Source organism: Streptomyces sp. HUAS TT11 (assembly GCF_051553595.1).
Lineage (GTDB): Bacteria > Actinomycetota > Actinomycetes > Streptomycetales > Streptomycetaceae > Streptomyces.
On the sequence record NZ_CP196184.1, the window covers coordinates 1 to 15,396 of the forward strand.

15 protein-coding genes and 1 pseudogene are annotated in these 15,396 nt (G+C 68.9%); 12 read left to right on the plus strand and 4 right to left on the minus strand.

Translation table 11 applies throughout. The features are described 5' to 3' along the window. The coding region (locus tag ACSHXN_RS00005) for a hypothetical protein (RefSeq protein WP_438302309.1) at window positions 1–206 on the minus strand (206 nt) is incomplete at its 3' end. A gap of 38 nt (window positions 207–244) precedes the next feature. On the opposite strand from ACSHXN_RS00005, the gene ACSHXN_RS00010 reads away from it, so the two are divergent. Further along, window positions 245–577, plus strand: coding sequence for a hypothetical protein (locus ACSHXN_RS00010; RefSeq protein ID WP_438302310.1), 333 nt, complete (start codon window positions 245–247; stop codon window positions 575–577). Between the two features lie 374 nt (window positions 578–951). On the opposite strand, the gene ACSHXN_RS00015 is transcribed toward ACSHXN_RS00010, so the two are convergent. Next, a complete protein-coding gene (locus ACSHXN_RS00015) occupies window positions 952–1,173 on the minus strand; it encodes a hypothetical protein (RefSeq protein WP_355141085.1) in 222 nt (73 codons plus the stop codon). Between the two features lie 204 nt (window positions 1,174–1,377). Between ACSHXN_RS00015 and ACSHXN_RS00020 the strand changes: the two genes are divergently transcribed. The 10 genes and pseudogenes from ACSHXN_RS00020 to ACSHXN_RS00065 all read left to right on the plus strand — a co-directional run bounded on the left by ACSHXN_RS00020 (window position 1,378) and on the right by ACSHXN_RS00065 (window position 11,299). After that, on the plus strand, window positions 1,378–2,394 hold the full coding sequence (locus tag ACSHXN_RS00020) for a DNA-directed RNA polymerase subunit alpha (protein ID WP_356114650.1): 1,017 nt from the start codon (window positions 1,378–1,380) through the stop codon (window positions 2,392–2,394). Window positions 2,395–2,885: 491 nt separating this feature from the next. Further along, window positions 2,886–3,383: a hypothetical protein gene (locus tag ACSHXN_RS00025; RefSeq protein ID WP_438302311.1), complete on the plus strand. Its 498-nt coding sequence runs from the start codon at window positions 2,886–2,888 to the stop codon at window positions 3,381–3,383. A gap of 699 nt (window positions 3,384–4,082) precedes the next feature. Further along, window positions 4,083–4,652, plus strand: coding sequence for a PH domain-containing protein (locus tag ACSHXN_RS00030; RefSeq protein ID WP_438302312.1), 570 nt, complete (start codon window positions 4,083–4,085; stop codon window positions 4,650–4,652). A gap of 180 nt (window positions 4,653–4,832) precedes the next feature. Next, entirely contained in the window at window positions 4,833–5,081 is a 249-nt protein-coding gene (locus tag ACSHXN_RS00035; protein ID WP_356114653.1) for a hypothetical protein, read from the plus strand. 212 nt (window positions 5,082–5,293) lie between these two features. Beyond that, entirely contained in the window at window positions 5,294–5,839 is a 546-nt protein-coding gene (locus tag ACSHXN_RS00040) for a GNAT family N-acetyltransferase (RefSeq protein ID WP_356295266.1), read from the plus strand. 203 nt (window positions 5,840–6,042) lie between these two features. Continuing rightward, entirely contained in the window at window positions 6,043–6,639 is a 597-nt protein-coding gene (locus tag ACSHXN_RS00045; RefSeq protein ID WP_356295269.1) for an SMI1/KNR4 family protein, read from the plus strand. Between the two features lie 342 nt (window positions 6,640–6,981). Next, window positions 6,982–7,335, plus strand: a complete 354-nt coding sequence (locus ACSHXN_RS00050; RefSeq protein WP_355136627.1) for an STAS domain-containing protein — start codon at window positions 6,982–6,984, stop codon at window positions 7,333–7,335. 96 nt (window positions 7,336–7,431) lie between these two features. Beyond that, window positions 7,432–9,108: a SpoIIE family protein phosphatase gene (locus tag ACSHXN_RS00055; RefSeq protein WP_438302313.1), complete on the plus strand. Its 1,677-nt coding sequence runs from the start codon at window positions 7,432–7,434 to the stop codon at window positions 9,106–9,108. 161 nt (window positions 9,109–9,269) lie between these two features. Beyond that, window positions 9,270–10,469 carry a PP2C family protein-serine/threonine phosphatase gene (locus tag ACSHXN_RS00060; protein WP_438302314.1) on the plus strand — a complete coding sequence of 400 codons (1,200 nt, stop codon included), beginning with the start codon at window positions 9,270–9,272 and terminating at the stop codon, window positions 10,467–10,469. Between the two features lie 143 nt (window positions 10,470–10,612). Beyond that, window positions 10,613–11,299 (plus strand): annotated as a pseudogene (locus ACSHXN_RS00065) (GAF and ANTAR domain-containing protein). Between the two features lie 273 nt (window positions 11,300–11,572). Here ACSHXN_RS00065 and ACSHXN_RS00070 read toward each other — a convergent pair. Together ACSHXN_RS00070 and ACSHXN_RS00075 are read right to left on the minus strand one after the other, a co-directional pair. Next, entirely contained in the window at window positions 11,573–11,746 is a 174-nt protein-coding gene (locus ACSHXN_RS00070; protein ID WP_438302315.1) for a hypothetical protein, read from the minus strand. Between the two features lie 488 nt (window positions 11,747–12,234). Beyond that, window positions 12,235–12,672 (minus strand): hypothetical protein, encoded by a 438-nt coding sequence (locus ACSHXN_RS00075; RefSeq protein ID WP_438302316.1) that lies wholly within the window; start codon window positions 12,670–12,672, stop codon window positions 12,235–12,237. Window positions 12,673–13,026: 354 nt separating this feature from the next. On the opposite strand from ACSHXN_RS00075, the gene ACSHXN_RS00080 reads away from it, so the two are divergent. Beyond that, complete coding sequence (locus ACSHXN_RS00080) at window positions 13,027–14,994, plus strand: SpoIIE family protein phosphatase (protein WP_438302317.1); 1,968 nt, start codon at window positions 13,027–13,029, stop codon at window positions 14,992–14,994. Window positions 14,995–15,396: the final 402 nt, after the last annotated feature.

Below are 15,396 nucleotides of genomic sequence, written 5' to 3' on the forward strand. Positions count from 1 at the left end.
TACTTCGGTGCCCTGCAGGTGTCGGTGACCGCGTTCGTGGTGGAGCACCGCGCACCGGGCGCCGCCGCCCCGATCTTCGCCGTCTCCAATTGCAGCGGCCTGCTGGCCGGATGGCTGTACGGGCTGCGCCGGTGGCGTGCCGCGCCGCCGGTGCAACTGCTGCTCACCACCGGCGCCTTGATGCTCGGCACCTGTCTGCTGCTCACGGCCGGCGACCCCACTGTTCGGGCTCGGATGGGTCGCGGTGCTGACCGGCGCCACGATCCCGCCCCTTCTGGCGCTCTTGTCCCAGCTCACCGAGTCGACCGTCCATCCGTCGGTCCTGACCCAGGCGTTCTCCTGGCTCGGCTCCGCCAGTGCGGCGGGCTCGGCCGCCGCGGCGGCCGTCTCCGGCTGGGCGATCGACGCCCTCGGGTCACGCGGCGGCTTCGCGGTCACCGCCGCGGCGGCCACCGCGATGACCCTCCAAAGCCTCGCCGGCCTGCGCCTGCTGCACCCGCCGACGGGCCGGTCGACACGAACGCAGCCGACACCGCAGGCCCGATGGCGGTCACGAACACGGAACTCGAGCCGGTGACCGGCCTTAACGCCCCGCCCGGTCAAGACGCCCGACGGCTTCTGAGCCTGAAGAGGCCGCGCCCTCACCGCAGTACCGCGGAAACGGCCCGCGACCAGCCGCCGCGCCCACAGGGCAGCTCAAGCCGCCTCGGGCCGCCCGGCGTGCAGGCCCGCGGCGGGCCCGTGCACGTCCTCGAACAAGAAGGTCTCGTCCTCTTCGTAGTCCGGGGCCTGGAAGGGGTTCGTTGCCGCGGGCGGCGGCGCCGCGGTGGAGCAGCGCGGTTGCTCTTCCAGGGCGGAAAACAGCGACGTCAGGTCGATGAGCGGTCTCTCTTTCGGTACAGGCCCGCCAAAACAGGGGGGCCTGGCGTGCCGTGACCGGGCACAGCGGTCCTACAGCTTGGTCATCTTGGCGTACGGGCTCACGATCCGCACATGCTCCGAACCGAAATTCACGAGCACCGCGGTTCCGTCCTCGATGCCGATCACCCGGCCGAGACCGTACACGTCGTGGGTGACCTGGTCGCCCACGGCGAAGTACTTCGGAGCCGGTGCGACCGGGGCCTTGAAGGGGCTGGTAGGCAAATGACGCTTAGGGGCAGCAGGCTTTGTCATCGCCCCTAGTATGCACCCGTGCGAAGTACCCGTGTTGACGCCGGAGGCGGCAACAGCCGCTGATCGGGCCCCACTGCGGCAGAAGCCGGGGCCGACGGACGGGCGAGTCGGGCGGTTCAGCCGCACCAAAGGCCGAACCCCCCGTACCCTTCATGGTGTCTACGGCGTCACATAGCGGGCGCCAAACCCTGGAGGCAATACCCCGTGCTGATTGCTCAGCGTCCCTCGTTGACCGAAGAAGTCGTCGACGAATTCCGCTCCCGGTTCGTGATCGAGCCGCTGGAGCCGGGCTTCGGCTACACCCTCGGCAACTCCCTGCGCCGTACCCTGCTGTCGTCGATCCCCGGTGCCGCTGTCACCAGCGTCCGCATCGACGGCGTCCTGCACGAGTTCACCACCGTGCCCGGCGTCAAGCAGGACGTCACCGATCTGATCCTCAACATCAAGCAGCTGGTCGTCTCCTCGGAGCACGACGAGCCGGTCGTGATGTACCTGCGCAAGCAGGGCCCGGGTCTGGTCACCGCCGCCGACATCGCGCCCCCGGCCGGTGTCGAGGTGCACAACCCCGACCTCGTCCTCGCCACGCTCAACGGCAAGGGCAAGCTGGAGATGGAGCTGACCGTGGAGCGCGGTCGCGGCTATGTCTCCGCCGTGCAGAACAAGCAGGTGGGCCAGGAGATCGGCCGTATCCCGGTCGACTCCATCTACAGCCCCGTGCTGAAGGTCACCTACAAGGTCGAGGCGACCCGTGTCGAGCAGCGCACCGACTTCGACAAGCTGATCGTCGACGTCGAGACCAAGCAGGCCATGCGGCCGCGCGACGCGATGGCGTCGGCCGGCAAGACCCTGGTCGAGCTGTTCGGTCTGGCGCGTGAGCTGAACATCGAGGCCGAGGGCATCGACATGGGTCCGTCCCCGACGGACGCCGCGCTCGCCGCCGATCTGGCGCTTCCGATCGAGGAGCTGGAGCTCACGGTCCGCTCCTACAACTGCCTCAAGCGCGAGGGCGTCCACTCCGTGGGTGAGCTCGTGGCGCGTTCCGAGGCGGACCTGCTGGACATCCGCAACTTCGGTGCGAAGTCCATCGACGAGGTCAAGGCGAAGCTGGTCGGCCTGGGCCTGGCCCTGAAGGACAGCCCGCCCGGATTCGACCCGATCGCCGCCGCCTTCGACGCGGACCAGGACGCGAGCACAGGGTTCGTGGAGACCGAGCAGTACTGACCTACGGGCGTCGGGTCGCGGAAAGCCGGCAGCACCGGCCGACCGCACCCGGCCCCCCAAGGGCCGACCGGCAAAAGGGCAGACGCCCGAGTCCTTGGAGCCTGATCAGGACGGCGAGGGCGTCCGCCCTCCCTCTCCCCCACCGGGCGGCTGATAACGCGTCGTGATCCGCTGTGCCCATGTGCGCCTCAAAGTACGTAGCGATGCATATGGGCCGATCATGCAACTGGGCCCGCGCGGAGGATCGGCTCGCTACCTCGCGCGGTGAGCAGAGTGAGACTTGTCCATCGGCTCCAAGTGCGAGTATGTCTTCCCCCGTGACTCAGCGCAGACTTCGCCAACTCCGGTTACCCGCACGCCTGACAGCAGCAATAGTGCTGGCGCCACTTGCTCTGACAGCGTGCGGGAGCCATGGCGGCACACAAGCCGATACCCCCGCCGCACGCCGGTCGACGGCCCTGCCACCGTCGACGGCTGCGGACCCGTCGGCGGTGGCCGCACCCCACCGGACAGGGCAAGTCGACGAGCCCTCACCCCGATCGACGGACGCCGACGACGCGTTCGCCGCTGCAGGGCGTGAGGCCGACGAACAACGCGCCGCCGCAGCCGCCGACGGAGACCCGGTCGCCCCCAAGGACACCCACATCCCGGCCCCCGACGAGTACGGCTTCGGGAAGCCGGCCGCCACCGCGCAACACGGTGAAGTCGTCGCCTACACGCCGCGCCGGGAGTCCGGCGGCCTGATCGTCCCCCTCACCATCCACAACGCAAGTGACGACCGCGTCACCTACCGCGTCAAGATCACGGCAGTCGGGGGAAACCAGGACTCCCCTGTCACGGTCACGAGCCGAGCAGACAACGTCTTCCCCAAAACCACGTGGCCGACCGAGGTCGATATCACGGCAGCAGGCGCCGACACCAGCCCCGCCGACCTGCGGATCAGTCTGGAAGTGGTACGGGACGCCTACCCCTTCGGCGACTCCCACTGACTTCCCCGCCCGGTCCACCCCGCCCCGTCCTGTTCACCGGCCCGGTGCCGCAAGCAACGTTCGCCTCCCGGAACGCCGACTGATGGTCGGCCAGAGGCGTACACCCGTCGCCGGCAAGGACCTGTGACGGGCCGTACCCGCACAGGGTGCCGGGGTGTTCAATCGGCTTGAGGTCACTGCGTTGCCGCCGGGCCCCCGATGGGCTGCCCGGTTGCAGGTCCGGATCGACGGCGAGGAAGGGTGGCACAGGCGGTCGGAGAGGGCGGCCGCGGCCCGTTTGCGCAGGAGGTGCTGCCCGCCGACGGCCGCGGTCCCCTCTGGGCGACCGGCGAGGGGCGACGTGTGGTGCTGGGCGAGCCGGAGTGCACGGGTGGATGCTGTGGCTACCTGTCCGTGTTCGTACAGCGTCGTGGCCAGATCGTGGAGTGGTCCGACTGGGAAGGGCCCTTCGACCAGGTGCGGCCCCCGCGTTCCATTTCGGCGCTGATCAGTACGACGCCGAACGGACCCGCGTACTGGCAGATCGGCGGCGGCAGGTCTGGAGGGAGCGATCGAAGCGCGTCGCACGGCCCCCCCTGCGCGCCGCCGAGGTTCCCCGAACAGGGGGCACGGCGGCCCGGCGGGATCATGTAACGGATTCGCTGCAGCCCAAAGACCGCTGGGGTTTCGGGTCGGATCCGAGGCGTAGCGTGCGCGCTCGTGGATGAATTGATCTTCAGAGTGAAGGACCGGCACCGCCCGCCCTGGCGGCAACTTGTGCCCCTGTACCTCATGTGCGTCCTTCCAGGGGTCTTCTTCTTCCGCGTCGTCGACACGGTGACCGCCTCCTGCGTGTGCGGCGCGTTCCTCGTGCTCTGGGGTGTGAGCTTCTTCCTCGTGCGCCGCAGTGGGACCGCGGTCGGGGCCGAGGGCATCACCATCAGCTGGGGTGTGGGACGTGGTCGTACCCACCCCTGGGATCAGATCCGGTGGGTCGACGTACGCGAGACCCGGACCAATTCGGGGACGGTACGCACGGCCCGGATCACCCTCGCAGGCGGGCGGCGCCGCTCACTGCCGGCCCTCAGCCACGGCAATCTGTATCCCCTCCCCGACTTCGACACCGATGTCCGGCGAGTCATCAACTGGTGGGAGCTGAGCACCGATCCGGCGATGCGGATCCAGCCGCCGAGGCGGACGCGGGACCGGCTGACGCCGCACGCGCTCGGCGTCATCCTCGGGCTCGTCATCACGGCCGTCATCGTGATCGTCGTCCTGGCGCAGAACTAGGCGGTTTCGTTCGGATCGTGAAGAATTGGCTGTCTGTAGGCCAGGCCGATCGGGGCGAGGTGTGAACGAGCAGGGGGTCGGATGGCGCTGGTCATCGAGCTTCGGCGCGGGGTCTCGGCTTCGCGGACTAAACGAAAGGCAGGGCCGCACCTCACGACGGGCACGCTGGAACGGATAGTCGTGGATGACGAGTTCTGGACGGCCCTCGAGAGACTGGGACGGCACCGGCTCCCCACCCTGGCCGACGTCGATCCCTACGGGGACACCACGCTGCACGGTGAGGCAGTGGAGCGGATGGTGCGGGAGTTGGAAGGTTCACATCGTGCTCGGCTGAGGGGTGCCGAGCACGAGGCCATCGCGACGCTGCTGGCCTGGGCCTTGCGCTGCCGCGCGGACAGAGACCTGCGGATTGCGTTCTCGGGCGATTAGCCCGCCACTCTCTGATCCTCTGATCGCTGGTCCGGGTGGGTTGTTGACTGACGGGCAGTGGGCGCGGATTGAGCCGCTGCTCCAGGACTGCACCTGGAAACGGGGTGGCCGCTGAGTGATTGTCAATCCTGTGGATCATTGTCTGCGCCAGCGATGTTCGGGTGGGTGCCCCGCGTGTCGACGAGCGCGGTTCGTTTGTGACACTCGTCCTCATGACCAGCAGCAACGCCCTTGGCTTCATACAGATCGTCGACCCGGACGAGATCACTGACGAGCTGAAGCAGACCCTCGTGGACTGCTGGATCGAGGTGAGCAATGCGGGCGGGGCGGCCGGGTTCCCCTTTCCGCCGGTGGATGCCGCCGAGGTCACCGCCGCCCTTGACCGCATCATCGAGAACCTGGCTCCACCGACCAGCCGCCTTCTGATCGCCCTGGCCGATGGCACCGTCGCGGGCTGGCTGAACATCCGCCGCGATCCCCACCCGCCCGTCGCGCACTGGGGCACGATTCACCACGTGCAGACCCGGCTCGGCGTGCGGGGCCAGGGGATCGGCACGGCATTGATGCGCCGGGTCCGTGAGGTCGCCCGCGATGAGATGGGCCTGGAGCAACTGCACCTTGCCGCACGCGGTGGTGTCGGTCTCGAAGAGTTCTATGGCCGGCTCGGCTGGAAGGAGATCGGCCGGTGGCCCGGCGCTCTGCGGCTGGCCGCCGATGGCGATCGCGACGAGGTCCTCATGATGTTGTCGCCTTTGTGACACCAGCACCCTCGGGTGACATCGTGCTGCACGTCTTTCGGTCAGGCCGGCAGTCGAAGACAGCGGCAGCCAAACGGGAGCGATGATCGCTGCTCGCGCCGCTGGAGGAGGTCGAACGCAGGGGCCAGGAGCAGTAGAAGCGCAGCGGCTCCGTTCGTGACCTCCAGGACGTCGATCGGAGCGTGTTGTGACAGTCTGCTCGCGTGGACGACTTTGCTGGTACCCAGGCCCCGGGCTGTCGTTTGATCGACCCGGCCGAGTCGGTCGCGGAACTCGAACGGGTGCTGCCCGGCCTGGTGGCCCACCGTCTGCCGACACCGGTGCGTGTCGATTGGCCTCGTCTGGAGGGCCTGTTGGGGACGGCCCTGCCCGCCGACTACAAGCTCCTCTGCGAGCTGTACCCGACGTTCGAGCTGAGTGACTTCATGCGCGTTGGCGGCCCGGCGCCAGGCGCCGAGGCAGGATGGGTCCAAGACACCCACGAAGAGTTGGAAATCGTCGCCGAGTGGTGCGAGGACGCCGACTTGGCCGCCCCGATGCATCCTTACCCCGCGCCGGGCGGGCTGCTTCCCTGGGCCACCTCCAACCAGGGGGACTTCTTCTTGTGGACCACCCTCCCCGCCGGGCCGCAGGAATGGATGGTCACCGTCGCCTCGCGCAACGGTGCGTGGTGGCACTACACCGGTGGAGCGGTTCAGTTCCTGGCTGATCTGGTGAGCGGTGTCCTGGAGCACTGGGCACTGCCGGCAGTGCGACCTGAGATCACCTGGGTCCATCGACCGGGCGGCGGTGGCAGATGAGGACCGCAGCAATGCCGGAAGGAAATCAGGCGTAGCACCGCCGCAGTCGGCATCTCCCCCCCCCGACCGCACTGCCCTGATCCGCCTGATCGGCGTGGTGTAAACGGCCCCCGGGACGGCTCAGGAGAGCGCTCGGCTCGCCATCGTGCCTGCGCGGCGCGGCAGCCTCGATGAGGGCTTGGGTGCTGTCTTCGTGCCCACTCGGCACCGGTCGGCTGTGGTCGGTATTCCGCGGCAGTTGCACGGGACTGTTTATGACGGCGGGCTCTGGTTACAGGCTCGGACGGGGCTGCGGCCACCAGGGGCGAGATGCGGAATTTCCCCAGTGCGGAAGGAGCTCCCATGACTGCAGTGCCCAGCGTGCGACGCGCCGACGACTGCGGGGCGTGGGCAGTGGTGATCCTTACCGGTGAGGTGGACCTGGCCCTGGTACCGGCGCTACGGGAAATCGTCGACGCACTCATAGCCGACCGTCGCGCGCGCATGGTGCTGGACCTGCAACGCGTGTCGTTCATGGATTCGTCCGCTCTGGGCGTGCTGGTGTACGCCATGCGGCGGGCCGATGCGCTGGGCGGCGCGCTGCGGCTGGCGGGCCCGTGCGAGAAGGTGCGGCGCATGTTGGAGCTGACGGGGCTGGACACCGTGGTCGGGGTTTTCGCCGGCGTCCCGGCGGCGTGTGATCGCCCGGGTCTGTGAAGGCGGATGAGAGGGCTTGCTGGAACACAGCAGGATGCGGGCACAATGCACAGAGTGAAGAGCGGGCCGAGAGAAGACGACGCTATGGGCGTCGGCGTGGACGAAGCGTTGATGTCGGTGTTGTTCGCCGCGGCGGACGCCGGTCTGTATGCCGTCGACGACGAGGGCACGGTGATCGCCTGCAACCCGGGGGCCGAACGGCTGCTGGGCTACGAGCCGGGCACCCTGATCGGGGTCAACGCCCACCGCACTCTGCACCCCTCGAACGCAGAGTCGGCGGCCGTGCCCGTCCAGCGCCCGATCCTGCAGGACGTGGCGCTGGGCAAACGGATCAGTGGCGAGCGCGCCGTGCTGCTGCGCGCCGACGGCACGCCGCTTGCGGTGTGGTGGACCGCGGCTCCGCTGCCCACGGCGGAGGGAGGCGATCACGGTGCGGTGGTCGTGTTCCAGGACGCGACCGCCCAGCGTGCGCGGGAAGGACGCCGGGCCGAGCGGTACGCGCTCAGCGAGACGATGCGCGAGCAGGCCGAATACGATCTGGCGGAGACCACCTGGCTCGGTGAGCTGACGCTGGCCATGACCACCACCCTGGACGCGGACGAGGCGCTGCACCGCCTGGTGCGCCAGCTGGTGCCCCGCCTTGCCGACACCGCTCTGGTCAGCTTGGCCGACGGGCACACGCATCGCCTCGCGGCTGCCGCCCACCACACGCCCGACGTACTGCCCAGCAGTCCCTGCGACGAGCCGGCGCCGCAGCACCCCGCCCATCATGCGGCCGTCACCCGCGTCATCGAGGGAGCCGGTACCCAGCACCTGAGCGACCTCGCACCCGCAGCCGGCGGCGAACCCGATCTGCTCACGCTCGTGGAAGCTGAAGAGGCGCTCGTCCTTGCGCTGCGGCTGCACGCCACGACCTTCGGCGCGCTGACCCTGGCCCGCTCATCCGCCAGCCCTCCCTTCAACGAAGCCGACCGCGTCCTGGCGGACGAGGTGGCCCGCCGCATCAGCCTGGGCCTGGACAACGCCCGCCTGCACGCCGCCCAGGCCAACATCGCCGCAGCCCTGCAACGCGCCCTGCTCACCGACCTGCCCGACGTCGCGGGGATCGAACTGGCCGCCCACTACGAGCCGGCCCAGCACGCAGCCGAGGTCGGCGGCGACTGGTACGACGCCTTCCTCCTCGACGACGGCGATCTCGCCATGGTCATCGGCGACGTCACGGGCCACGACATCCAGGCCGCCTCCCGCATGAGCGAACTGCGCAACATGCTCCGCGCCTTGGCCGTCGACCGCCCCCACGACCTCCCCGGCCAGATCCTGCGCCGCCTGGACACCGCCCAGGCCCGCCTGACCCTCGCCGACTCCGCCACGGCGGTCTTCACCCGCCTGCACCGGACCACCAGCGGGGCCTGGCTGGCGTCGTGGTCCGTGGCAGGCCACCCCCCACCCCTGCTGGTCACCGCCGACGGAAACGCCCACTACCTCGCCGGGGCACACAGCATGCTCCTGGGCCTGCGCCCCACCATCGAGCGCCCCACCACCCACACGCGTCTGCCCGCCGGCGCCACACTCCTGCTCTACACCGACGGCCTGGTCGAATCCCGCACCCGTTCCCTCGACGACGGCATGACGCGCCTTCGCCAGCACGCCACCACCCACCGCCACCTGCCGCTGCGCCAACTGTGCACCACACTGGCCCGTACCCTGGGCGACCCCCGCGACGACATCACCCTCATCGCCGCCCGCACCCCCACCCGGCCACAGAACAGCTGACCTGCGCCGGAGCGCACTGAAACGCGCGCGGTTCAGCCGATACAGCAGCGAACGGGCACGGTTTGCTCGGTCCCTCACCGCCCACCTGCGCGCTGAGAAGGTGGGCGTGGTGATGCCTGCGGTGACTGCGGGAAGGAGACCGTAGAGCCCAGGGAGATGTCATGGCACGGGATCGGATGTGGCTGGCCGACGTTCTGGGCGCGGCAGAGAATGCCGCGCCGGTGGAGTCCCTCGACGTGGTGGCGCGCAGTCTGCGCGACCGGTTCGGTGCGCGGTACGCGTCGTTTCTGTTCGTCGACATCGCCGGCCGGAAGATGATCAGGTTCAGCAAGGACACCGACTCCCAGCGAGGACGCCGCGCTGATCAGGTTCCTCTGGCAGGCAGCGTCTACGACGAAGCCCTGCGCACCCAGAAACTCGTGCAGGCGCACGATGACGGACGCGGCCACCGGGTGCTCGCCCCGGTCACCAACCGCGGCGACGCCATCGGCGTGCTGGAACTGTTCCTGCCCCAGATCACGCAAGAGGTGCTGGACCAGATCGGGGAAGCGGCGCACGCGCTGGCGTACATCCTGGTCACCGACCGTCGCTTCACCGACCTCTACCACTGGGGCCAGCGCACCAGCCCGGTCACCCTGGCGGGCGAGATCCAGCGCCAACTCCTGCCTGCGGCCCCCTCCTGCGAAGCCTCGGAGTTCGCCCTCGCCGCCACCCTGGTCCCCGCCGACAACTGCGCCGGCGACACCTACGACTACACCCTCGACCACGACACCCTGCACCTGTCCATCACCGATGCCATGGGCCACGACATCGAGGCCGCCCTCATGGCCACCCTCCTGATCAGCGCCTCCCGCGGCGCCCGCCGCGCCGGAGCCGATCTGGCCGAGCAGGCCCGCCGGACCCACCAGGCCCTCCTCGACCACGGCCGCAGCACCTTCGCCACCGGCCAACTGCTGCGGATCGCCCTGGACGGGACCAGCGCACAACTCGTCAACGCCGGCCACCCCTGGCCGCTGCGCCTGCGCGACGGCAGGGTCGACGAACTGCACATCGCCGTCAGCCTGCCCTTCGGGATCGCATCGGCCGCCCCCTACCGCGTACAAGAACTCGATCTGCAGCCCGGCGACCGATTGGTGCTCTACACAGACGGCATGCAAGAACGAGGGGCAGAATCCCTCAACCTGCCCGAACTCATCCACGACACAGCCACCGACCATCCACGCGAGGTTGTACGCACCCTGACCTCCGCGGTCACCGATGCCTCGGACGGGCACCTCGCCGACGACGCGACCGTCCTCTGCCTGGACTGGCACGGCCCCCAGGCCAAGGGCCGCCACGCATGGGCCGGCGCCGGCATCTGATGGGGGCCCCGCCCGAGCCCAGCGTCACCTATCGCTTGCGCGCACTCGCCAGAGCGTGCAGGAGACCAAGGGCAGATAAGAAGGGCATGAGGCGGGCAGGCGTGCACAGACACCATGCCGGCACTGGCGAGAGGGAGGACGGTATGGACTGGCGAACGTTCGCGCAGCAGATGGCCTCCATGGCACGGGACCTGCTCTCCCAGAAGACGGTCGACGAGACCCTGGAGCGGATCACCCGCTCGGCCACCGAACTGGTGGAAGGCTGTGACGCGGCCGGCATCCTCGTCCTGCACGGAAAGCACGTACAGACCCTCGCTCCCACGGACGAACTCGCCCGCGCCAGCGACGAGCTCCAGGAGCGTCTCAGCCAGGGCCCCTGCTTCGACGCCGCCCGCACCCGCGAAAGCGAACGGATCTTCCGTATCTCCGACGTCACCCACAAACAGCAACGCTAGCCCGACTACGCTCCCGCGGCCCGTGAACTGGGCATCGGCAGCATGATGGGATTCCTGCTGTTCACCGATGACGAAGATTTCGGTGCGCTCAACCTCTACTCCCGTCGTCCGGGCGCATTCACCGAGGCCAGCGAGACGGCCGGCTGGCTGCTGGCCTCGCACGCCGCGGTCGCCTTCTCCAGCGCCCGAACCGCTGCCCAAATGCACCAGGCCGTTGCCACCCGCCACGTCATCGGCGAAGCCATGGGCATCCTCATGGGCGGCCACCAGCTCACCGAAGAGCAGGCCTTCGACGTGCTGCGCCGGTACTCCCAGGAAAAGAACATCAAACTCCGTGAGGTCGCGCGCCGCGTCTGCGAACAGGGCAGCCTGTAGATCCAGCGGCGGCGCGGCTGACGACCGCCTGCCAGGCCGGGTCCTGACGGCATGCGGATCACGCAGGTCGCGGCACGCCGGGGTCGGCTATGGATGTGCGCTGCTGTGGGCGTACGCCAACGAAACCTCCACGTGCCGTTCGTCGGTCCCATCTGATCGCGCAGCACGGACTGGCGCAGCGTGGCGAGCAGGCTTCCCGGCGGGTGCTGCGGCGCCTCATCTCAACATCATCTAGAGGGTTTCTCCCCATACGCTGCGCAGCGGGCGCGGCGCTCACCGGGCGAGGTGCCGGTGCGATCGCCGGGACCAACCCGCGCCCAGGAGTACGAAGTTAGCCACGAAGACCACAACCCCGATGATCAAAAGATAAAAGAGCCCATGCATCAGCGCGCCGACGAGCCCCAGGGCGACAGCCACGAGTACGAAAAACAGGAAGAGCGCCAACATCGCTGCTCACTTCCCTCGATACGGTCAACGCCGCGCGGAGCGGTGTCCGCGCTCGGCAACGGACTCGCAGTGAGCCTGTCGTAGCTCCGTGCAGCCTCCGGAGAACTACGTGACTTTCACTCTACTCCGAATGGGCTTGACCTGGTTTTTTGCTCGGTTGCCGCCCCCTCGGCCTGTGTTGATCAGCGGGAAAGCCGTTGCCGTGGCCATCGAGTATGAGCTTGCAGTCGCGGACAGCTCAAAGCGTCAGTCACTGGGCGGCCTGGCCGCCCAGTGGTACCGCGATCAATCCTCGCAGTCGTTCGTACAGTGGCACGTACTCAGGAGCATCGCCCTTGATGCTCGCACTGGTTGTTACCTTCAAACTGGCGCTCCTCGGCGGTCGCGCCGCTGTTGAGGTGAGGGTCAACCGGAGGGTCGGCCCGGTCCCGAAGACCGTGCGGAGCTTCGCCGGGTTCGGAGCTGATGTCGGACTGCCGACGTGTGCCTCAGGTGCGGGTGAATCGGCAGCCGACGCCGTCGTCGGGATCCCCGATCGTTTCGGCGAGCACCAGAGTGCCACCATGGCCGGCGGCGAAGTCGAGGCTGTGGTCCGTGGCGCCGATAGTGAGGTCGAGGGTCGGGGGGTCGCCCTTGTCGACTCCCGGGGAAATCATCCAGGTTCCGATGCCGGAGACGCGGCGGATGACCTCCGAGTGACGGGCGTCGTCATCGTCGGTCGGAAAGCCGGTAGCGCTCAGGCCGTGGTCGGAGCGGAGCATGAGCGTCGCGTGACAGATGTTCCTCCAGCCGCCCTTCCACATGCCGACGAGCTGCGCCTGCGTGACCGGCTTTCCGTAAGAGGGAAGGCCGCCCGACAGCCCTGCGCAGCCCGAGAGCAACAGGGCGCAGCCGAGGGCTGTGGCGAGCAGGAACGGCGGTCTCAAGCTTGCTTCCTTTTCTAAAGAGCAGGGCGGCCCTTCGCGTTCCAGGCCGCAGTCGCACGAAGTACGCCCTGCGGCTGGATCTTCGGCGGCCAACCATAGTGTTGTCGGGGTCGTACGTGATCTCGGCCCGCTCGGCACCGCCTTCCGCGCCTGTGCGCTCATGCCGTGCGCCGTGGCTGTCGAGCTTGACCTAGTCGGACCAGTGGGACCTCTGCAGCCGCCCCTCCACGGTGATCCCCCGGGTACGCAGCACCCGGCCGGCCCGGAACACCCGCCATCCTTCACCGAGACAGCGCCGCAAAATGCGCGAACATGAGTGAAGGGGCTGTTTTGGCATGTACCAGGGAGCCACAGATGGACGCCTCGGACGAACTTCTTCGAGGGGCTGCCCCGGCGGCTCTTTTGACGTTGGACGGTGCCATCCGCCGTCTCAACGCTGCGATGGCCATAGCGCTGGGCAGGCCCGCAAAGGACTGCCTGGGCCGTGACTTCGGCGGTCTGTGGCCCGCAGAGCAGCGGATATCGGCCGGAAGCCTCGTGGTGACCGCCACAAGGACGAAGACGGTCGCGATGCGCGTACTGGAGTTCCCCGGGCGGGGCGGAGCACCCGTTGCCTGCCTGCTCCAGGCGCAGCCGGTGAAGGATCCCTCCGGTGACGGACAGCTGGTCTGGGTGCACTCCCTGGATGCGCGAAACGACCTGGCCAGCCTGCTGATCCCGTTCCGGCTGGCCGCCGAGGCCGCCGATGTCGGCCTGTGGATGTATTCACCCCTGGAACGCCGGCTGGAGTGGCTCAGTGGCCTGGCCGCTCTGGTCGCGTTCTACCCGGACCCCACCGCGCCGCTCTCCAAAGTGATCGCGGCAGTGCACCCGGACGACCGGGAGTCCTTCCGGCAGCTCCTGCGCGCGACCCCCGCCCAGTCCCCGTGGGTGAAGCTGCGGTACCTCACCGCGCACGACGGCTGGCATCATCTGGCCGTTCAGACCCGTCGCATCCAGCTGGGCTATGACGGACCCGAACGGATCTTCGGGCTGGTCCGGGACGACACCAAGCAGGAGAAGCGCAGGAAGAAGGCGCAGACGGCACTGGCTGCCGAGCGACAGCGCGCCATGGAGGTCGCCGACTTCTCCTCTGCCCTGATCACCGCGGCCACCGAGCAGGAACTGCGGCAGGTCGTTCTGACCCGGCTGGCCGCGGCCTTCGGGGCCAGTGGTGCCCTGCTCGCTCTCGTCGTCGACGGCCGCCTGCACGTGTCCACCGACGCCGGGATATCCATGCGGGAAGCCCAGGCCCGGCACAGCCTGCCGCTGGACCATCCCAGCGCGATACCCGAGGCGATCCGCACCGGCGAGCCGCTGTTCATCGCAAACCGGCAGGACTACATCCGCCGCTGGCCGCACGGAGTCGGTTTCCCGTGTCTGGGCCCGCTCGGCTTCAACTACACCGTGTCCATCACCCCCCTCAGCGAGAGCGGCGATCAGCCACTGGGGGCGTGGATGCTGACCTACGCCAGCGGGCACCGGCCCTCGCTGGAGGAGCGGACCCTCATGGGCACGCTGGCCGACCTGGCAGGCCAGGCGCTGCGGCGCATCAGGTTGCAGCAGACACGGGTGGAACTGGCCGCGGCACTGCAGCAGACCATGCTGCCCACGCTGCCCGAGCACCTCCCGGGCCTGGACGTCGCCGCCCGCTACCGGCCGAGCCGGGACGGACTGGACATCGGCGGAGACTGGTACGACGCCTTCGTCCTGCCCGACGGCACGATCGCCCTGGAGATCGGCGACGTCCAGGGGCACGACGTGGACGCCGCCGCCTTCATGGGACAGGTCCGCCTGTCCATGCGCGCGATCGCCGCCCAGGAACCGGATCCGACAGCGGTGCTGCAGCGCACCAACGAGCTGCTCCTCACGCTGGCCCCCGCACGGTTCGCCAGCTGCACCATCCTGCACGTCGATCCGCACGACGGACGCGTCACCGGCACCAGCGCCGGTCATGTGCCGGTGCTCTGCGCGCACAAAGACGGCAGTTTCGAGGTCCATGAGCTGCCCGGCGGGCCGGTCCTGGGCGTGGTGACCGGCACCGAGTACCGCGAGGACACCTTCACCCTGGACAGGGACAGTGCGCTGGTCATGGTCACCGACGGCGTGGTCGAAGGACCGGACCTGACGCTGGAGGCCGGACTGGAACAAGCCGGAGCCATGGCCGGGAAGGCCGTCCACGACGGGCTGAACGCCGAGGAGACCGCCGACCGCATCCTCACCGCGGCGGCCGCGGTCGACCACCTCGACGACGTGGCCGTGCTGGTCATCCGACGCACGTGACGGCGCCCGCGCCCGTCCCGGCTCCGACGCCGGCCGCCGGCCGCCGGCACGAGACGCTGCGGTAAGGGTGGAAAGCGCCGCAGCCCTCACTGACCCGGGCGTCGCCCGACTCAAGCAGTGGCGTGGCATCGCCATGCGGGCGGACGAGCTCGCTGCCGCCTGCCCGGCAGCCTTGCACCTCGCAGCCGTCCTGATCTCCTCCCGGAGACAGGACGTAGGCGTGCGCCGGTCTACTGCAGGTCTGTGCTCGGTTGACGACGCCAGTCCCACCCGGGACAACGCTCCACCAGCGTGAGGAACTCGCTCGCCTGCAGGCTCTCGTCGTGGTGGGTGTCGACAAGACCGTCGAGACCCACGAAGAACCTCACAAAGGAGGGCCCGAGCCGCGTCCATGGACTGGCT